Genomic DNA, 18,040 nt, shown 5'->3' on the forward strand with positions numbered 1-18,040 from the left:
TTCCCATCAGCCATCGCATCAAGAAATGCGCCTGGAACGACGACTATCTCATCAATGCCATCACTCATATGCGATAGCCCTGCCCTTGAGGGGGAGATGTCCGGCAGGACAGAGAGGGGTGCTGTCCCGCCGGCATGCCGAATTGAGCGCTTCTACTCACGCAAATAGCTCGCCAGCGCCACCGCATTGTTATGCGCCTCGTCATGCGCGCCGTAGAGCAGCGTCACCCGGCCTCTGCCCAGCAGAGCGCGCAGCTGGCCGACCGCCTCGCCGTTCCGGTCGAGCTCATCGCGGTATCGCCGCTGGAACTCCGACCAGCGCGCCGGCTCATGGCCGAACCATTTGCGCAACGCATTGGTTGGCGCGATGTCCTTCAGCCATAGCGTCAGCGCCGCGTCCTGCTTGGCGATGCCGCGCGGCCATATGCGATCCACCAGCACCCGCTGCCCATCATCGGGCGCCGGCTGCTCATAAATGCGCTTGACCGCGAGCTCCATTGCCAACTCCGCTGGGCCAGCAGGCGCCGCTGCTTGCTGGCCTTCGCTTAGAGATCCCGGGCCTAAACCCACTCGCCCTTGCGCATCACCGGCACGCGGCTGTCGTCCTTATGGACGCCGTCTATGTCGATCTTGTCCGAGCCGATCATCCAGTCGATGTGGATGAAGCTCTTGTTGCCGCCGCGCGCCGCGATCTCCTCCTGGCTGAGCGAGGCGCCGTCGACGAAGCACTTAGAGTAGCACTGGCCAAGCGCGATGTGGCAGGCGGCGTTCTCGTCGAACAGCGTGTTGAAAAACAAGAGCCCGCTCTTGGCGATCGGCGAGGAATGCGGCACCAGCGCCACCTCGCCAAGACGGCGCGAGCCTTCATCGGTGTCGAGCACCTTCTGCAGCACATCCTCGCCCTTCGTGGCCTTGGCCTCGACAATGCGCCCCGCCTCGAAACGAACCGCAATGCCGTCGATCAGCGTGCCCTGGTAGGACAGCGGCTTGGTGCTGGTGACATGACCCTCGACGCGCCTTGCATGCGGCGTGGTGAAAACCTCTTCGGTCGGGATGTTCGGGTTGCAGGTGATGCCGTTCTTGGCCGTCGAGGCGCCGCCCATCCACTCGTGGCCGTCGGCCAGCCCGACGGTCAGGTCGGTGCCGGGACCAGTGAAATGCAGTGCGTGGAAATTGTGGCCGTTCAGCCATTCGGTGCGGCTCTTCAACGCCGCATTGTGCGCCGTCCAGTTGGCGATCGGGTCTTCGACGTCCACCCGCGAGGCGGCAAAGATGGCGTCGGCGAGCTTGGCCACGGCGACGTCTTCGGCGTCGTCCGGGAATACCTGCTTGGCCCAGGCCTGATCGGGATAGGCGACGATGTTCCAGTTGATGTCGAAGCCGGTGATCTTCTCCAGCGCCGGCTGGTAGGCCATCGAATTCGCCTTGTTGGCACGCGCGACCTTTGCCGGGTCCTGAGAAGAAAGCAGCGAGGGATCCTCGCCGCGCACCGCAAGCCTGGCCGCATTGTTGGCGAAGGCTTTTGCCATGCCTTCATAGAGCCAGCCGGCGGCGCGGTCGAAGCCGTCGTCGGCGCCATAGCGGAAGCGTGCCAGAGTGATCTCGTCGTCATTGAAGATCGGCGTGACCAGGCCCGCACCTGCCTTGTAGGCATGCTCGACGATCCGCCGCGTCAAAGGCAGCGCTGCAATCGACGAGGTCAGCACCAGATCCTGCCCCGGTTGCAATTGCAGCCCAACCTTGACGGCGACCTCCGCCAGCCTGTCGAGCTTCACCGGGTCGATGGTTGCGGAAACGCCGCGCGAATGTGTGGTCATGATCCTGCCTGCCGTGATTGGGGACTGTTTCTTACATAGACCGGCGCTGCCGACCTTTCCACCGTGATGTGCCGGCAGGTTTAGCTGGCGCTCTCGAGCGACCTGAACTGCGCCATCGTCGCCTCGATCTCTTCGCGCACCCAGGTCTTGAAATCCCTGATCTTGCGGCTTTCGCCCTTGCTGGCCGAAGTCACCAGCCAATAGCCGAGGCCGCTCTGCGCCCGTACGCCGAACGGCGCGACAAGCCGGCCGTCGGCCAGCGCGTCGGCGGCCAGCAACTGCCAGCCGAGCATGACGCCGTGACCGGCAATCGCAGATTCCAGGCACAGCATCGGATCTGTGAAGCGCGCGCCCTTCATGAAGGTGACCGGCTCTACCCCGGCCGCTTCGAACCAGCTCTCCCAGCTGATCATCGACCTTTCGTCGGTGATCGCACAGGTCAAAGCAAGGTCCTCGATCGATTTCAGCTTGCTGGCGATCGCCGGTGCACAGACCGGAAACACCTCCTGCGCCAGCAGCAATTCGGCCCGCCCGCCCGGCCATTTGCCGTCGCCGAGCCGGATAGCGACATCGATGTCCGAACGATCGAGATCGGCAAGCCGTACCGAGGCGTCGATGCGCAGGAGCACGTTCGGATGCCGGGCAAAATGCCGCGACAGCCGCGGCAGCAGCCATTTCGAGGCGAAAGCCGGCGCCACCGAAACCACCAGCGTGCACTCCGAGCTTTCATCGGCAAGCGCTACCGCCTGTGCGAGCTCGCGGAAGCCTGCGCTGAGCCGCGCGGTAAAGACGGTGCCGAATTCCGTCGCCACCAGGCCAGCTGGCGTTCGTTCGAACAGCGCCCGGCCGAGCTGCTTTTCTGTCCGGTTGATCTGCTGGCTGACGGCGCTGACCGAGACGTTGAGCTCGCCGGCCGCCGCCGCGAGCGAGCCCAGGCGGGCGACGGCTTCGACGGCGCGCAAGCCGTTGAGATGGACACGGTTCAGCATAGCCATACAGTTTTTCTAAACTCGTACGGCTGAAATCTCAATTGCCAGGCGCTGCCGAATGCCGGATTTTAGGTGGGTTACTCAGAGTGAGGAGGCAAATCCGATGAAGATTTTATCATGGCTCGGCGCCTTTTCCCCAATCGGAACGCAGCCACACCGGCATGACAGCGAGGCCACCAGCTGGGTGACCGATCCGCTGTCGCATCCGGTGCTCGACACCATGTCGGAGCGCGAACTCGCCGACATGCCGTTCAGGCTGACTGCGGGTCGTACTCACTTTGAGACGGCCCCGCCAAGGACCTGCTGCGGCTAAACAAGGACTTGCTGGCACCTCAGGCGAGCCAGCCGCCGACGCGGCTGCGCAGCCCTTCTGGCCCAATAAAAGGCGGATTGTCTCACCGGCAAGCGCACCTATGGTGCACCGCGATGAACATCGCTTCGCCCTTGCGTCTGGCAATCGCCGGCATGATCGCCCTGGCCGTCGCCATGGGCATCGGCCGCTTCGTCTATACGCCGATCCTGCCCGGAATGATGGAAGAGCTCGGCCTGTCGCCGGCCGATGCCGGCTGGATCGCATCGGCCAATTATCTCGGCTACCTCGTCGGCGCGCTTGCCGCCACCGGCGGCTGGGCGCAAGGCCGCGAGCGCCAGCTGATGCTGGCCGGCCTCGCCGCCACTGCGATCCTCGCCGGCCTGATGGGCCTGACCGGCACGATGCCCGCCTTTCTCCTCATCCGCTTTCTTGCCGGCCTCGCCAGCGCCTTCGTATTGGTCTTCATGACCAGCATCGTTTTTGGTCATCTCGCCGCAGCCGGGCGAAACGACCTGCAGGCGCTGTATTTCGGTGGAGTCGGCCTCGGCATCGCGGCGTCTTCGGCGCTGTTGGCAGTCCTCGTCACCGAACATGCCGGCTGGGCTGCGGGCTGGCTGTGGTCCGCGGTGATTTCAGCCTGCGGCTTTGCCGCCGTCGCCTTGCTGGCCGGCGGCACCTCGGCCGCGAACAGCACCACCGGGAGCGAGCCGGCATTGCCGACACACCAGTCGCTGGTGAAGATCATCGTCGCCTACGGCCTGTTCGGCTTCGGCTACATCGTCACGGCAACGTTCCTGGTCGCCATCGTCCGCCAGGGCGGCGGTGGCCGCGTCTTCGAGGCGGTGGTCTGGATGGTCACGGGACTTGCCGGTTTCCCATCGGTCTGGCTGTGGCAGAAGCTCGCGGCCAGGATCGGGCTCTATGCCACCTACGCGCTGGGGTGCCTGGTCGAGGTAGTCGGCGTCAGCGCCAGCGTCGTCATGGGCGGGCGCACCGGGCCGCTGCTCGGCGGCCTTCTTGTCGGCGGCACCTTCATCGCCATCACCGCGCTTGGCCTGCAGGCCGGCAGGCAGCTTGCTCCGCAAGCACCACGCCGGATGCTGGCGGTGATGACGGCCGCCTTCGGCCTCGGCCAGATCATCGGCCCGATCGTCGCCGGTCTGCTTGCGCAGGCCTCGGGCAACTTTTTCCTTGCCTCGATCGTGGCTGCCGCCGTCCTGCTCGCTTCCGGCGCGATCGCCTGGTCGGCTGCTCCAAAATCGCCATGATTATGGTCTTGCTCGGTTGCGGGCATCGGGCACGGGCATTTTCTTTCCCACTAATGTGTGACTTTATGCCCGCTGAACCCCGCTGATTTGCGCATCGACCGAGGATTTCCCAACAGTGTTCGTATCTTTCTTTCCGCAGCCGAAGCTGTTTTTCGTCTCGGCGTTCGTATGGAGCATTCTGCTCGTCATCCTGTGGTTTCTCGGCGGCGAACACCTTGGCACGATACTCGGCATGCCGCCGGTCGATCCGCAGGCCCCGCCTGTCATCAGCCCAATTAGGTTCCTGACACCGTCATTCCTTTGGTTCTACGGATATTTCTTCGCGGGTATGGGCCTATTTTACCTTTTTTGGGCGCTGTATTCCCCACACCGCTGGCAGAACTGGTCGATCCTTGGTTCTGCTTTGATTATTTTCGTCACTAATTTCATCGTGCAGATAAGCGTAGCGCTCAATGATTGGCGCGGCATGTTTTACGACATGGTGCAGAGGGCGCTGACGACCCCCGGCTCCGTTGCGCCTGCCGAGCTTTACTATGGAGTATGGCAGTTCCTGTCTTTGGCCCTGGTCTATATGACCATTGCCGTTCTGAACGTGTTCTTCGTCAGGCACTATGTCTTCCGCTGGCGCACCGCAATGAACGATTATTTTACGGCTTATTGGCCAAGGCTGCGCCATATTGAAGGAGCATCGCAGCGCGTTCAGGACGACACCATGCGCTTCTCGAGCACAATGCAGGGACTGGGTGTCAACTTTATCGATTCTATTATGACCCTTATTGCATTCCTACCCTTGCTGGCGTTCCTTTCTGTTCATGTTCAAACCCTTCCCATAGTCGGAGCAATTCCCTATCCGCTGGTCATAACGGCGATCGTTTGGTCGTTGTTCGGCACCAGTTTGTTGGCCGTAGTCGGCATCAAGCTTCCCGGTCTGGAGTTCCGCAATCAGCGGGTTGAAGCCGCGTTGCGCAAAGAACTGGTCCTCGGAGAGGATGATATGGCACGCGCGCAACCGCCAACGCTGCGCGAACTTTTCACGAATGTTCGAAGAAACTATTTCACGCTCTACGCGCACTACGTGTATTTCGATATGGTACGCTATCTGTATCTTCAGGCCGACAACATATTTGGAACGCTTATTCTGGTGCCAACAATCGCGATTGGTAAGATTACATTTGGAGTTTTTCAGCAGATTGTTTCGGCTTTCTCCCAAGTCGCCAGTTCGTTCCAGTATCTCGTCAATTCCTGGCCTACGATCGTTGAGTTGATATCCATCTACAAGCGCCTGCGCGCGTTCGAAGCGACCCTCGAAGGGGCACCGCTGCCGGCAATCGACCAGCACTATCTGGAACGTGAGCAAGCCGGCTTGCGCCCTGAGGATCAGCCGGCAAGCTAAGACTGGCGGGCGGCGATCGCTGGCGGCTCAGCCGCCCACCGCCGCCTGCCTTTCGCCTCGCCGCGATACATAATCGCGAAAACTGATGCACTCGACGTCCGCCTTGACGCAGACCTCGCCGGCAAAGCGTTCCAGCGCGTTCCAGTAGGCGCCGTCGTTCATCAGCGTGAAGTGGAAGCCGAGCTCAAGCGGAATGCGCTTGCCCTGGTATTGCGCATCGAAGGCGACGCGGAACGCGTGATAGGTCCGGTCAGCGAACTCTTCTGCCATGCTCGGCCGCTCGAAGCCGCCGGAATGCCTGACATAGAGATTGTAGTCCATGGCGATCACGCGCCTTGAGCTCGGCCCTTCCGGGATCTGCGGCAGCGAAAAGCGCGTGATGCCGTTGACGGTCGGCGGCTCGACCGGCCCAGGCGAAACGCCGCTTGCGTCGAGCAGGAAACCGGCCGCGGGCAGCGCCTCGTAAAGCGCCTTGTTTGCCGACAGATAAGGCGCGCGAAACCCGACCACCGATTTGCGGGCGAAATCGCGCCAGCCCTTCGGTTCAGCAGCAATGCCGTTGATCGAATAGGCGTTTTCGAGAACATGCCTGAAGGCGCCAAATTCGCTCAGCCAGTCGGCCTTGCTCCAGTCCTTGCCATCAAAGTGCCCACAGCCATGGCTGCCGATGTCGTGGCCTTCCGAGGCGGCGAGGTTGATCTGCTCGAGCCGGTCGGCGACTTCCTGTTTGGAAGCGGCAAAGCCGATATTCGATTTGCCTTCTGTCTTGCCTGGCGCGGTGTATTCCTTGCGTGTCTCGGGCGACAGCAGGAACACGCAGGAGACAAAATAGGTGAAATGCGCACCCGTGCGCGCGGCCAGCGCCCGGCTGCGCTGCCACTGCGAGATGTCGCGGGCGCTGTCGAAGGAGATGATGACGATCTGCTTCGGTTTTGCCGGCGCCGCCGGCGGGTCGGCAAAAGCCGTGCCGGCAGCAAATGCGGCAATGGAAAACGCAACAGCGCGATACAAACGAGGCAAAGGCATCTGACCGGATCAAGGAATGTAGAAGCACCGCCTACCGGTGAAATATGGCACGGATACGATCGACCTGTGCGGCCGCCGTTGGCGGCGACAGCCTCGTGAATAGGCGATTTTCCTGCCGAACCCCTTCCATGCCGGCAAAATTTCGCTAAAACGCGGGCTCATCAACCGCCCCGGCCGGGGCATGAATGGTTTTGATCCATGTCGGACGACAGTTTTATCCGCGAAGTCAACGAAGAGATTCGTCGCGATCAGGCGCATGCGCTGTGGGACCGTTTCGGTCCCGCCGTGCTTGTGCTGGCCGTGCTGGTGGTGCTCGGCACGGCTGCTGTCGTCGGCTACCGCTATTGGGACGAGACCCGCGCCAACCGCTCGGGGGATGCCTTCTCGCAAGCGCTAAAGCTTGCCAATGAGGGCAAGAACGACGAGGCGCTTGCCGCTCTGGAGGGGCTTGAGAAGGACGGCTACGGCGCCTATCCGCTGCTCGCCCGCATGCGTGCGGCAACCGTCAAGGCGGACAAGGGCGACGTCGATGCCGCCGTCAAGGATTTCGACGAGGTCGCCGCCGACACCAAGATCCCCTCCGGCATTCGCGACATGGCGCGGCTCAGGGCAGCGCTGCTTCTGGTCGACCATGGCACTTTCGCCGATGTCTCCAGCCGCGTCGAGGCGCTCACCGCCGACACCAACACGCTGCGCCATACGGCGCGCGAGGCGCTTGGCCTTGCCGCCTGGAAGGAAGGCAAGGCGGCGGATGCATTGAAGCTGTTCGACCAGATCGCCGCGGATGACGGCGCCCCGCGCAACACGCGCGAGAGGGCGACATTGATGTCCGAGCTGATCCGCGGCTCGGGCGGTGTATCGTAATGCATGTCGCCCAAAAGTGCGCAGCGGTTTTGGGGCAACGACATGCATAGCAGGGCCGGATGACCTTCAAAGTCGCCATCATCGGCCGGCCTAACGTCGGCAAATCGACCCTTTTCAACCGGCTGGTGGGAAGGAAGCTGGCGCTTGTCGACGATACGCCGGGCGTCACCCGCGATCGACGCGTCCATGCCGCAAAACTCTACGATCTGCATTTCGACGTCATCGACACCGCCGGCTTCGAGGATGCGGCCGCCTCGACGCTGCCCGGCCGCATGCGCGCCCAGACCGAGATCGCCATCCGCGAGGCCGACCTGATCTTTTTCACGATCGATGCCAAGTCCGGGCTGATGCCCGACGACAAGACCTTCGCCGAGATCGTGCGCAAATCCGGCAAGCCGGTTGTCGTCGTCGCCAACAAGGCCGAGGCGCGCGGCGCCCAGGGTGGCATGCTGGAGGCGTGGGAACTCGGCCTTGGCGAACCGATCCCGGTCTCGGCCGAACACGGCCAGGGCCTGCCCGATTTGCGCGACGCGGTGATCGCGGCGCTTGGCGAGGCGCGCGCCTTCGGCGAGGACGAAGAGGCCGGTGAGGAGGAGATCGCCGCCAGCGAGGTGCTGATCGGCGAAGACATCACCGACCCGGACGCAGAGCCGAGCTATGACGACACCAAGCCGATGCGCATCGCCGTCGTCGGCCGTCCCAACGCCGGCAAGTCGACGCTGATCAACGCGCTGATCGGCGAGGAACGGCTGTTGACCGGCCCCGAGGCCGGCATCACCCGCGATTCCATCTCGGTCGACTGGGACTGGCATGGCCACCGCTTAAAACTGTTCGACACCGCCGGCATGCGCCGCAAGGCCAGGATCCACGAAAAGCTCGAAGTGATGTCGGTGCAGGACGGCTTGCGCGCCATCCGCTTTGCCGAGATCGTCATCATCGTGCTCGACGCGACTATTCCCTTCGAGAAGCAGGATCTGCAGATCGCCGACCTGATCATCCGCGAGGGCCGTGCCCCGGTGATCGCCTTCAACAAATGGGACCTTATCGACCATCCCCAGGAGTTGCTGGCCGAGCTGCGCGAAAAAACCGAGCGGCTGTTGCCGCAGGCGCGCGGCATGCAGGCGGTGCCGGTCTCGGCCGAGACCGGGCGTGGCCTCGACAAGCTGATGGATGCTGTCATCAGGACGCATCGCGTTTGGAACAGCCGCGTGTCGACCGGCAAGCTCAACCGCTGGCTGGAAGGCATCCTGGCGCATCACCCGCCGCCCGCCGTCGCCGGACGCCGGCTGAAGATCAAATATGTCACGCAGGCCAAGACGCGGCCGCCGGGCTTCGTCGTCTCCTGCTCACGGCCCGACGCGATGCCGCAATCCTATGTCCGCTATCTCTCGAACAGCCTGCGCGAGGCTTTCGACATGCCCGGCGTGCCGATCCGCATCGCCTTGCGCACCTCGGACAACCCATTCGCCAGCAAGGCAAAGAAGCGCCGCTGAGCGCCACTTCTCCTCTACGCCACGTTGCGCAGGACAGGCGCTGTTTGCGTCTGCGGCAACGCTTCCAGCGCCGCCTGCAGCAGGATGTCGCCAAGCCGCGCCGCCACCGGGTCGGGCTCGGCCTCCTTGCGATGCAGGAACAGCGCCATCTTGGGCAAAGCGGGCAGCCCGGCGATCCCCGGCGTCATCGCCCTGACGGTGGCCGGCAGGCCGATATCGGTGCGGATCGTCAGTCCGAGCCCGGCGGCGACGGCTGCCCAGATACCGCCAAGGCTCGGGCTGGAGAAGGCCATCCGCCATGCCAGACCGGCGCGGTCCAGGGTTTCGGTCGCCACGCTGCGGAGCAGGCACGGCGCTTCGAGCGCCACCAGCGGCAAAGGCTCGCCATCGCGCAGGCTGGTCTCGATCTGTTTTGCCGGGCCGATCCAGCGCATCTGGACGTCGGCGACATGCCGGCTGTAGGGCAGCGTCGCGCCATTGTGCCAGGCAAGCGCGATATCGAGGCTGCCCGAAATGATCCGTTCGGCAAGCTCGTGGCTGCGTGCGATCCTGGCTTCGATCTTGACCTTGGGATGGGCGCGGGCGAAGCGCCCGAGCACCTCCGGCAGGACCGCCTCGCCGAAATCCTCCTGCAATCCAAGCCGCACCCAGCCCTCCAGCTCGACGTCGTGGATGGCGGACGCGGCCTCGTCGTTGAGCTCGATCAGCCGCCGCGCATAGCCCAGCATGGTCTCGCCTGCCTCGGTCAGCGCCAGGCTGCGCCCCGACTTGCGGAAGATCGGCGTCGCCGCCTGCTCCTCCAGTTTCTTCAATTGTGCGCTGATTGCCGAGGTCGAGCGGCCGAGCCGGTCGGCGGCCTTGGCGAAGCTGCCCAACTCCATGCCGGTGACGAAGCTGCGCAGGACGTCGAGATCGAATGTCACGCGTCGCATGGCAATAATCCTGATATTTGGGACATTACGTCAAAAACTTCCTGATATTCAGGACGAAGCTATGGCGATAGAGACAGCGCGTCAAGACCGAACGCAACCAGCCCATGCAGGAGCTGAACCATGTCTGCTGTCGCCACAGGACCAGATTGCAAACCGCTTCGCCCGGGCGCCGTTGCCGCCCCGTCAGGAGCGGCGGCACTTCGAGCCAATCATCGCTGGAAGGTGCTGGGCATCGGCGTCGCCGCCAATGCCTGCTTTTCCGCGACCTTCTCCGGCATTCCGGCGACGGCGGTGTTCCTGCGCTCGGGCTATCATCTCTCCAATGGCGAACTCGGCATGGCGCTTGGTCTTCTCGGCCTGGGCGTAGCGCTGAGCGAATTGCCGTGGGGACTGCTGACCGATCGCTGGGGCGACCGCCGCGTGCTGCTGACCGGGCTCGGTGCAACCGCGGTTTGGCTGCTTGTCATGGCCGCGCTGATGGTGCCGTCACCGGCCCACATTCCTGGCATCGCGCTTCTCGCCGCTGCCCTGCTGGTCACCGGATTGCTCGGCGGCAGCGTCAACGGCTCCAGCGGCCGTGCCATCATGGCCTGGTTCGGCGAAGGCGAGCGCGGCTTTGCCATGAGCATCAGGCAGACAGCGGTGCCGCTTGGCGGCGGGCTTGGCGCGCTCGTGCTGCCGTCGCTCGCTTCGGCCCATGGCTTCACGGCGGTCTTCGGACTTCTGGCGGCTGCATCCGCCGTCTCGACCTCTCTCGCCTGGCCCTGGCTGCATCAGCCACCGGTGCATGACGATGCCAATTCGAGCAGCACGGCATTGCCGGCCGGCCCGCCGCCACTGCGCAACCCGGCCGTCTGGCGCATCGCAACAGCCACCGGCCTGCTGTGCTTTCCGCAGGTGGCGGTGCTCACCTTTGCTTCCGTCTTCCTGCATGATTTCGCCGGCATGGGAACAGCCGTGATCAGCGCCAGCCTCGCCGCCGTGCAGGTCGGCGCCATGGTCATGCGCGTCTGGAGCGGCCGCTACACCGACCGTCACGGCAACCGCCGGTCGTTTCTGCGTCTGTGCAGCCTGTTGAGCCTGATCGCCTTCACCGTGCTTGCGGCGCTCGTCTTGTTGGCGGCCCAATTCTTGTCAGGCCAAGTGCCGATGCTGTCGCCGGCGATCGTCGCGATGCTGGTCGTGGCCGGCATTTGCGTCTCCTCCTGGCATGGCGTCGCCTACACCGAGCTTGCGACGCTGGCCGGCGCGAGCCAGGCCGGAACGGCGCTCGGCCTCGCCAACAGCCTGGTCTTTATTGCCTTCTTCCTGGTGCCGATCGCCATTCCCGGACTTCTCGTGCTCTGCTCGTGGGCAGGCGTCTGGCTGGGTGCGGCTATTTGCGCACTGATCGCCTGGCCGATCTTTCTTCCGTCAAGCGATGGCCGCAAAAGCGCCTGACTTCGACATGAGATGGGAAAACAACGTTCTAAGCTGTTAACGCCCCATCAAGGTTAATGCATCATTGTAGCTCTCCAGTGGGGTCCGTTGCGTTTCTGGAGAGTTCCGTGCATCGACGTGTTTTGACGCGGCTTGTCGCCGCCGCCGGTGACAAAAAACGTTCCTTCCTATCTCCGTTTATTATTGGCCTTGGCATCTGGATCGGCTTTCCGACGGTCGCTGCCTATCAGGACATGACAAGCCTGGTCTCCGGCCTTGAGGCGCCGAGCGTCCGCTGGAACGCCTATGTCGAGAAGTCCGTCGCCGGCTCCGTTCACGCCGCCGAAATGCCCTTCCTCGATTCCAGCAGCACCGGCTCGCTCTCCGGCTCCGGCGTCCAACTGCCCGGCATCGGCTCCGTCTCGTTTCGCGGCAAGGGCGGCATCGCCGGCACGACGCCGGACGAGAACCGTATCACGCGTGCCGACAAGAAGGGCCGCATCATCCAGGTCTCGCCCGTCTCGCCGCCGAAGAACTTCAACGCCGGCTCGATCTTCGAGCGCACCTCTTCGCTGCTCCGCCCAAGCATGGACAGCGGCCTGAGGATGGCTTTCGCCAAACCCGAGATCAAAGGCAAGGAAATCCAGATCGCCGCCGCCTTCCACACGCGCGTCGACAAGAAGCCGGATCCCGGCGTGCCGGCGATGCTTGCCGCGCTGGTCAACAACGATCATCCCGACGTGCTGGCGACCGCCTATGCCTCGTCGGCTCCCGACTATGCCAAGGCATCGCCTTTCGAGGCCTTGCTGCAGGACGAGGACCCGAACGATGGCCGCTTCATTCCACCGCTGAGCAAGGGCGATCATTCTTGGATGCAGACGCCGCTGCCGGCGAGCGTCTTTTCCAAACCGGAGCAGGCCTGTCTCGCCAACGGCATCTATTTCGAGGCGCGCGGCGAATCCGTGCGCGGCCAGGCCGCCGTCGCCCAGGTCATCCTCAACCGCGTCCGCAACCCGGCCTATCCGAACTCGATCTGCGGCGTCGTCTACCAGAACGACAACTGGTTCAACCGCTGCCAGTTTTCCTTCGCCTGCGACGGCAGGAAGAAGCGCATCGACAATCCCGCCGCCTACAAGACCGCCCAGGATGTCGCCATGGCCGTCACAGCCGGCAAGATATTCATTCCGGAAGTCGGCTCGTCGACCCATTATTACGCCAACTACGTCCATCCGGGCTGGGCGAGGACGATGAAGAAAATGACCAGGATCGGCCTGCATATCTTCTACCGCACCTATGGCGGCGGCTGGAGCTGAGTGCTCGGGCAGCCCTCGCATCTTTCGCGGGAGAGCGGCCGATCGAAGACCCGTCGTCGTGGGGATTCGGCCGCAGCCCGCCAGAGACCGCGTCGGGCACGATGTCGCACCCAAGCAAGTAGCTGATTTATAACGAAAAAATACTTGAGCTTGAACGTCCGCTCGTGGCTTGACGGGCGCGGACCCTCTAACTATGTTGCCGGCGACTTTAAGAAGCGGACGGACGGTGACGGTCTGACCGGGCAGGGGGGTTGCGTGGCCGACAAGAATGGGCCAGACGGAACCGGAAAAACCGGCCGCGGCAAGCAGCATGAAGCCGATATCCGCGACGACGATCTTGAGCGCCGTCGGCGCGACCTTGAAGCATCGCTTGCGACAAGGCGGCCGGACCGGCTCGAGGGGAAAGACGACGCGAAAGCGGGCAGTGTGGCCGGGTACGGCCAGGCGCTCAAGCTGTCCAGCGAGTTCATCGCCGGGATAGTGGTCGGCGCGGCTCTCGGCTGGTTTATCGATCGCGTGGCGGGGACATCGCCATGGGGTCTGATAGTCGGGCTGTTGCTGGGTTTTGGCGCCGGCGTGCTCAATGTCCTGCGTTCAGCCGGGCTTGTGTCGGAATTCGGAACGGGCGACAAACCGCGCGATCCGAAAGAATGAATTGAGGCGCCGCATGCCGGCGCATTGAACAGGATACTCAAGCCGTCTGCGGCTTCGATGGGGATTTAAAGTGGCTGCTGACAAGGTCGATCCGATCCACCAGTTCCAGATTCAGCCGATCATTCCGATTCACATCGGCGGCTACGACCTGTCTTTCACCAATTCGGCTCTGTTTATGCTTGCGACGGTTGCTGTTGCATCGGCGTTTCTCTACCTCAGCACGTCGAGCCGCAGCCTCGTTCCCGGCCGCCTTCAGTCGGTCTCGGAAATGGCCTATGAATTTGTCGGCAATATGCTGAGGGACGCCGCGGGCACGCAAGGCATGAAGTTCTTCCCCTTCGTGTTCTCGCTGTTCATGTTCGTGCTTGTCGCCAACCTGCTTGGCCTGTTCCCATATTTCTTCACCATCACCAGCCACATCATCGTCACCTTCGGCCTCGCTGCGCTGGTGATCGGAACGGTCGTCGTCTACGGCTTCACCAAGCACGGCTTTGGCTTCCTGAAGCTGTTCGTCCCGCATGGCGTGCCGGTCTACCTGCTGCCGCTGGTGGTGCTGATCGAGGTGATTTCCTTCGTCTCGCGTCCGGTCAGCCTCTCGGTTCGTCTGTTCGCCAACATGCTTGCCGGTCACATCACGCTGAAAGTGTTCTCGGGCTTTGTCGTCAGCCTGAGCGCGCTCGGCGCGGTCGGCGTGGCGGGCTCGGTTCTGCCGCTGGCGATGGCCGTGGCGCTGACGGCGCTGGAGCTGCTGGTCGCGTTCCTGCAGGCCTACGTCTTTGCCGTGCTGACTTGCATGTATCTCAACGACGCCCTGCATCCCGGGCACTAACAAGGTTTCCGGCATTGCCGCCGGATCGAATTTGCAACGGAATTTTAGATCCAAAGGAGTTGAACAAATGGACGCAGAAGCAGCAAAGTACATCGGCGCTGGCATCGCATGCCTCGGCATGGGCGGCGCGGGCATTGGCCTCGGCAACATCTTCGGCAGCTATCTGGCGGGCGCGCTGCGCAACCCGTCGGCCGCCGACGGCCAGTTCGGCCGCCTGATTTTCGGCTTCGCCGTGACCGAAGCGCTGGGTATTTTCTCGCTTCTCATCGCGCTTCTCGCCCTGTTCGGCTGAATACTTGTTCGGCTGAACATTGGGAAGAATTGAACAGGCCGGCCGCGATCCTGCGGCGGGTCTGAATTTCGGGGATAGTCCATGTTCGTGACATCTGCCTTTGCGCAAGAGTCCGCGCCCGCCGCAACGGAAGGCGAAACGCACGCCGCCACCGGCGTGCCTGCCGAGGCGCACGGCACGTTCCCGCCATTCAATCCGGCGACGTACCCGTCACAGCTGCTGTGGCTGGCAATCACTTTCGGGCTGTTCTACCTCTTCTTGAAGCGGGTAGTGATGCCGCGCGTCGGCGGCATCATCGACGTGCGCAACGACCGCATCACGCAGGATCTCGATCATGCTGCCCGGCTGAAAGGCGAGGCCGATGCCGCCGTTGCCGCCTATGAGCAGGAATTGGCGGAAGCCAAGGGCAAGGCCAATGCGATCGGTCAGCAGGCCAACGATGCGGCCAAGGCGGAAGCCGAGGCTGCCCGCAAGACGATCGAAGCCGCCCTCGACCAGAAGCTTGGCGAGGCCGAGGCGCGCATATCTTCCATCAAGGCCAATGCCATGAAGGAAGTCGGCACGATCGCCGAGGACACCGCTTCGGCCATCGTCGAGGCGCTGGTCGGCGGCAAGGCCAGCAAGGCCGAGATCGCGGCCGCGGTCAAATCCGTGGCCGGGTGAGGAGCGCATCATGGACGCCACATCTCTCGCGACGCTTTGGGCAACCGTTGCCCTCATGATCTTCCTCGGCATTGCCATCTACATCAAGGTGCCGGGCATGATCGCCAAGGCGCTCGATGCCCGTGCCGACAAGATCAGCAGCGAACTCGAGGAAGCGCGCCGGTTGCGCGAAGAGGCCCAGCAGTTGCTCGGCCAATATCAGCGCAAGCGCAAGGAAGCCGAGCAGGAGGCCGCGGCCATCGTCGCCGCCGCCAAGCGCGAAGCCGACATGCTCGCCGCCGAGGCGCACAAGAAGACCGAGGATTATGTCGCCCGGCGTACCGCCTTGGCCGAGCAGAAGATCGGCCAGGCCGAGCGCGAGGCGATCGGCGAAGTGCGCGCCAGCGCCGTCGACATCGCGGTAGAGGCAGCGCGCGCGCTGCTGGCCGGCAAGATCGACGCCAAGGCCGGCGCCGACCTGTTCAACGCCTCGCTGCAGGATTTGAAGTCGAAGCTGAATTAAGCGACTTCGTCGAGAAATTAATCGAAAGCCGCCTGGGAAACCTGGCGGCTTTTTTGTTAGCGAAAACGGCTGAGCGCGTAATCTCCCTCCCCGAGGGGGAGATGTCGCCGAAGGCGACAGAGGGGGTCAGTACGTCCTGGCGCGACGCCATGTGGGACGAAAGAGGCGGTTGGCGCCTCACGCGAGGCGACCCCTCTTGCCTGCCCGCCATCTCCCCTCGAGGGGGAGATTACGCCTAGCCGCTTTCGCCAATCTCAATCCAGGCCCGAAAAACCCTCTTCCTCCAGCACCTCGGTGCCGCCGAACCGGAACGGCGCGAAGGAGGCGCGGTGCAGCCGTACCACTGGCCCGTGCAGATCGATCGCCGTGCGATGGCGCACAGTGGCGTAGCCCATATGCAACTCGAAGCCGTAATGCGCATGATGGCTGCCGCAGCCGCACATCATGCGGTCGCGCATCACCTTGGCGACGATCGAGGCTGCGGCGATCGACTGCGAGCGCTGGTCGCCCTTGATCAGCGCTCTGCCCTCGCAGGGCAGGCCGGGCGGCACGTCGCGGCCGTCGGCCAGCGCCAGCTTCGGCCGGATTGACAGGCCTGCTACGGCACGGCGCATCGCCTCCAGGCTGGCCTTGAGGATGTTGCTGGCATCGATGCCTTCGGCGCTGACCGAGGCCATTGATACGGCAAGTGCGGAGCCGAGGATTTTCAGGAACAGCGCCTCACGCTGCAAATGCGTCAGCCGCTTGGAATCATCGAGGCCGTCGGGGATGTTGGCGGGATCGAGCACCACCGCTGCAGCCACCACCGGCCCGGCGAGCGGGCCGCGGCCGGCCTCGTCCATCCCCGCCACCGGCCACAGGCCTTCGGCCATTGCCTTCGTCTCGAACGAGAAGTCGGGTTTCTCGACGATTTCGAAGAGAAGCGGAGAATCGGAACGCGGGCGAGCCATGGTGCGGCGAGGTTCGCATCGGCTCCGATTCTCCGCAAGTCCCTCCGGGTCGGGCGGGGCACCGGACCAGGAGGGGGCTACCGTCTGCAAGCCCGGGGACAGGACAGGCCGGACGGGATTTTTCGCCTGTTGCCGGCCGCTTCAAGCGGCTGGCACGAGACGCTTTGTCACAGCAGCATCAGCTGCTCGGTTGCCTTGGCGGCGGGGACGAACCGGTCGGTCCTCAGCGAGCGCCGCTCGGCATTGAGGCCGAGCCGTTTGGCGGCGATCTCGAAACGGCGGCCGATCTGCCAGGCATAAGGGCCGGAGCCTTTCATGCGCTTGCCCCATTCCGAATCGTAGTCCTTGCCGTCGCGCATCGAACGGATCAGCGACATGACGTGGCGATAGCGGTCGGGATAGTGGCGCAGCAGCCAGTCCTTGAAGATCGGCGCGACCTCCAGCGGCAGGCGCAGCAGCACATAGCCCGCTTCACGCGCGCCCGCTGCCTGCGCCGAATCGAGGATGCGCTCCATTTCCGGGTCGGTCAGTCCGGGGATGATCGGTGCGACCATCACCGAGGCCGGAATGCCGGCGTCCGAAAGCTGCCTGATCGCCTCCAGCCGCTTGGTCGGCGTCGACGCGCGCGGCTCCATCGTTCTGGCCAGCATCCTGTCCAATGTCGTCACCGACAGTGCCACCTTGGCCAGCCCGCGTTCGGCCATGCGTGACAGAATGTCGATGTCGCGTGTCACCAGCGCTGACTTGGTGACGATGCCGACCGGATGCCCACGCGCCTCCAGCACTTCGAGGATCTCGCGCATGATCCGGTATTGCTTCTCGATCGGCTGGTAGGGATCGGTGTTGGTGCCGATGGCGATGGTGCGCGGCTGGTAATTATCCCTGGACAATTCCTTGTCGAGCAGCCGCGCCGCATCCGGCTTGGCAAACAGCTTCGATTCGAAATCCAGCCCCGGCGACAGGCCCATGAAGCTGTGCGTCGGCCGCGCGAAGCAATAGACGCAGCCATGTTCGCAGCCGCGATAGGGATTGATCGAGCGGTCGAAGGAGATGTCGGGCGATTCGTTGCGGGTGATGATGGTGCGCGGCTTCTCGACCTGTACCTCGGTCTTGAACGGTGGCAGCTCCTCCAGCGAGTTCCAGCCGTCGTCGAACACATGCCGGCTGACCGGCTCGAAACGGCCGGACGGATTGATGCCCGCCGACCTGCCGCGATTGCGGTCCGGACGGACGCGCATGCCGCTCTGCTCGATCATCGCATTCGCCATCTCGGCCCTGCCAGCGCCGAAGGCTGCAATGTCGGCACGCACGATCTGTTCCATTT

Annotated in this window: 19 protein-coding genes; 12 read left to right on the top strand and 7 right to left on the bottom strand. The window is 63.6% G+C overall.

Translation table 11 applies throughout. From position 1 onward, the window contains the following. Positions 1 to 152: 152 nt before the first annotated feature. The 3 genes from NKH01_RS04585 to NKH01_RS04595 form a co-directional block, all read right to left on the bottom strand. A complete protein-coding gene (locus NKH01_RS04585; RefSeq protein ID WP_353019206.1) occupies positions 153 to 503 on the bottom strand; it encodes a DUF488 domain-containing protein in 351 nt (116 codons plus the stop codon). A gap of 56 nt (positions 504 to 559) precedes the next feature. Further along, positions 560 to 1,816: an aminopeptidase gene (locus NKH01_RS04590; protein ID WP_353019207.1), complete on the bottom strand. Its 1,257-nt coding sequence runs from the start codon at positions 1,814 to 1,816 to the stop codon at positions 560 to 562. An 80-nt stretch (positions 1,817 to 1,896) separates the two neighbouring features. Continuing rightward, positions 1,897 to 2,811: a LysR substrate-binding domain-containing protein gene (locus NKH01_RS04595; protein WP_353019210.1), complete on the bottom strand. Its 915-nt coding sequence runs from the start codon at positions 2,809 to 2,811 to the stop codon at positions 1,897 to 1,899. Positions 2,812 to 2,908: 97 nt separating this feature from the next. Here NKH01_RS04595 and NKH01_RS04600 point away from each other — a divergent pair, with 97 nt between their 5' ends. From NKH01_RS04600 to sbmA, 3 genes are all read left to right on the top strand, one after another. Next, complete coding sequence (locus NKH01_RS04600) at positions 2,909 to 3,118, top strand: hypothetical protein (protein ID WP_352715710.1); 210 nt, start codon at positions 2,909 to 2,911, stop codon at positions 3,116 to 3,118. Positions 3,119 to 3,231: 113 nt separating this feature from the next. Further along, entirely contained in the window at positions 3,232 to 4,386 is a 1,155-nt protein-coding gene (locus NKH01_RS04605) for a YbfB/YjiJ family MFS transporter (protein ID WP_353019212.1), read from the top strand. A gap of 115 nt (positions 4,387 to 4,501) precedes the next feature. Next, positions 4,502 to 5,779 carry a peptide antibiotic transporter SbmA gene (gene sbmA / locus NKH01_RS04610; RefSeq protein WP_353019214.1) on the top strand — a complete coding sequence of 426 codons (1,278 nt, stop codon included), beginning with the start codon at positions 4,502 to 4,504 and terminating at the stop codon, positions 5,777 to 5,779. Between the two features lie 27 nt (positions 5,780 to 5,806). Here sbmA and NKH01_RS04615 read toward each other — a convergent pair whose 3' ends face one another. Continuing rightward, a complete protein-coding gene (locus tag NKH01_RS04615; protein ID WP_502912598.1) occupies positions 5,807 to 6,805 on the bottom strand; it encodes a polysaccharide deacetylase family protein in 999 nt (332 codons plus the stop codon). Positions 6,806 to 7,003: 198 nt separating this feature from the next. Here NKH01_RS04615 and NKH01_RS04620 point away from each other — a divergent pair, with 198 nt between their 5' ends. Further along, positions 7,004 to 7,669 (top strand): tetratricopeptide repeat protein, encoded by a 666-nt coding sequence (locus tag NKH01_RS04620; protein WP_352807834.1) that lies wholly within the window; start codon positions 7,004 to 7,006, stop codon positions 7,667 to 7,669. Positions 7,670 to 7,728: 59 nt separating this feature from the next. Next, the gene (der, locus tag NKH01_RS04625; protein WP_353019217.1) at positions 7,729 to 9,162 is read left to right on the top strand and encodes a ribosome biogenesis GTPase Der; all 1,434 of its coding nucleotides are present in this window, start codon (positions 7,729 to 7,731) and stop codon (positions 9,160 to 9,162) included. A 14-nt stretch (positions 9,163 to 9,176) separates the two neighbouring features. Here the strand turns inward: der and NKH01_RS04630 are convergent, their stop codons facing one another. Beyond that, on the bottom strand, positions 9,177 to 10,094 hold the full coding sequence (locus NKH01_RS04630) for a LysR substrate-binding domain-containing protein (protein WP_352515631.1): 918 nt from the start codon (positions 10,092 to 10,094) through the stop codon (positions 9,177 to 9,179). A gap of 120 nt (positions 10,095 to 10,214) precedes the next feature. Here NKH01_RS04630 and NKH01_RS04635 point away from each other — a divergent pair, with 120 nt between their 5' ends. The 7 genes from NKH01_RS04635 to NKH01_RS04665 all read left to right on the top strand — a co-directional run bounded on the left by NKH01_RS04635 (position 10,215) and on the right by NKH01_RS04665 (position 15,766). Next, the gene (locus NKH01_RS04635; protein ID WP_353019219.1) at positions 10,215 to 11,534 is read left to right on the top strand and encodes an MFS transporter; all 1,320 of its coding nucleotides are present in this window, start codon (positions 10,215 to 10,217) and stop codon (positions 11,532 to 11,534) included. A gap of 107 nt (positions 11,535 to 11,641) precedes the next feature. After that, positions 11,642 to 12,826, top strand: coding sequence for a cell wall hydrolase (locus tag NKH01_RS04640; protein WP_023716851.1), 1,185 nt, complete (start codon positions 11,642 to 11,644; stop codon positions 12,824 to 12,826). A gap of 255 nt (positions 12,827 to 13,081) precedes the next feature. Beyond that, positions 13,082 to 13,480: an AtpZ/AtpI family protein gene (locus NKH01_RS04645; RefSeq protein ID WP_023716852.1), complete on the top strand. Its 399-nt coding sequence runs from the start codon at positions 13,082 to 13,084 to the stop codon at positions 13,478 to 13,480. A gap of 70 nt (positions 13,481 to 13,550) precedes the next feature. Next, entirely contained in the window at positions 13,551 to 14,309 is a 759-nt protein-coding gene (locus NKH01_RS04650; protein WP_023716853.1) for a F0F1 ATP synthase subunit A, read from the top strand. Between the two features lie 67 nt (positions 14,310 to 14,376). Next, complete coding sequence (locus tag NKH01_RS04655; protein ID WP_006206606.1) at positions 14,377 to 14,601, top strand: F0F1 ATP synthase subunit C; 225 nt, start codon at positions 14,377 to 14,379, stop codon at positions 14,599 to 14,601. A gap of 81 nt (positions 14,602 to 14,682) precedes the next feature. Beyond that, positions 14,683 to 15,264: a F0F1 ATP synthase subunit B gene (locus tag NKH01_RS04660; RefSeq protein WP_023716854.1), complete on the top strand. Its 582-nt coding sequence runs from the start codon at positions 14,683 to 14,685 to the stop codon at positions 15,262 to 15,264. 10 nt (positions 15,265 to 15,274) lie between these two features. After that, complete coding sequence (locus NKH01_RS04665) at positions 15,275 to 15,766, top strand: F0F1 ATP synthase subunit B (RefSeq protein WP_353019222.1); 492 nt, start codon at positions 15,275 to 15,277, stop codon at positions 15,764 to 15,766. 254 nt (positions 15,767 to 16,020) lie between these two features. Here NKH01_RS04665 and rnhB read toward each other — a convergent pair whose 3' ends face one another. Both rnhB and NKH01_RS04675 read right to left on the bottom strand, forming a co-directional pair. Further along, the gene (gene rnhB, locus NKH01_RS04670) at positions 16,021 to 16,716 is read right to left on the bottom strand and encodes a ribonuclease HII (RefSeq protein ID WP_353019224.1); all 696 of its coding nucleotides are present in this window, start codon (positions 16,714 to 16,716) and stop codon (positions 16,021 to 16,023) included. A 167-nt stretch (positions 16,717 to 16,883) separates the two neighbouring features. Further along, complete coding sequence (locus NKH01_RS04675) at positions 16,884 to 18,038, bottom strand: PA0069 family radical SAM protein (RefSeq protein ID WP_023716857.1); 1,155 nt, start codon at positions 18,036 to 18,038, stop codon at positions 16,884 to 16,886. Positions 18,039 to 18,040: the final 2 nt, after the last annotated feature.

Origin of the sequence: Mesorhizobium sp. M1403, assembly GCF_040317695.1 — a bacterium.
Classification (GTDB): Bacteria; Pseudomonadota; Alphaproteobacteria; order Rhizobiales; family Rhizobiaceae; genus Mesorhizobium.

Excerpts from the sequence above, each read along its gene's own strand:
- NKH01_RS04590 (WP_353019207.1), bottom strand. The coding sequence starts at position 1,816 with ATGACCACACATTCGCGCGGCGTTTCCGCAACCATCGACCCGGTGAAG.
- NKH01_RS04595 (WP_353019210.1), bottom strand. The coding sequence starts at position 2,811 with ATGGCTATGCTGAACCGTGTCCATCTCAACGGCTTGCGCGCCGTCGAA.
- NKH01_RS04600 (WP_352715710.1), top strand. The coding sequence starts at position 2,909 with ATGAAGATTTTATCATGGCTCGGCGCCTTTTCCCCAATCGGAACGCAG.
- NKH01_RS04605 (WP_353019212.1), top strand. The coding sequence starts at position 3,232 with ATGAACATCGCTTCGCCCTTGCGTCTGGCAATCGCCGGCATGATCGCC.
- NKH01_RS04615 (WP_502912598.1), bottom strand. The coding sequence starts at position 6,805 with ATGCCTTTGCCTCGTTTGTATCGCGCTGTTGCGTTTTCCATTGCCGCA.
- NKH01_RS04620 (WP_352807834.1), top strand. The coding sequence starts at position 7,004 with ATGTCGGACGACAGTTTTATCCGCGAAGTCAACGAAGAGATTCGTCGC.
- der (WP_353019217.1), top strand. The coding sequence starts at position 7,729 with ATGACCTTCAAAGTCGCCATCATCGGCCGGCCTAACGTCGGCAAATCG.
- NKH01_RS04630 (WP_352515631.1), bottom strand. The coding sequence starts at position 10,094 with ATGCGACGCGTGACATTCGATCTCGACGTCCTGCGCAGCTTCGTCACC.
- NKH01_RS04635 (WP_353019219.1), top strand. The coding sequence starts at position 10,215 with ATGTCTGCTGTCGCCACAGGACCAGATTGCAAACCGCTTCGCCCGGGC.
- NKH01_RS04655 (WP_006206606.1), top strand. The coding sequence starts at position 14,377 with ATGGACGCAGAAGCAGCAAAGTACATCGGCGCTGGCATCGCATGCCTC.
- NKH01_RS04660 (WP_023716854.1), top strand. The coding sequence starts at position 14,683 with ATGTTCGTGACATCTGCCTTTGCGCAAGAGTCCGCGCCCGCCGCAACG.
- NKH01_RS04665 (WP_353019222.1), top strand. The coding sequence starts at position 15,275 with ATGGACGCCACATCTCTCGCGACGCTTTGGGCAACCGTTGCCCTCATG.
- rnhB (WP_353019224.1), bottom strand. The coding sequence starts at position 16,716 with ATGGCTCGCCCGCGTTCCGATTCTCCGCTTCTCTTCGAAATCGTCGAG.
- NKH01_RS04675 (WP_023716857.1), bottom strand. The coding sequence starts at position 18,038 with ATGGAACAGATCGTGCGTGCCGACATTGCAGCCTTCGGCGCTGGCAGG.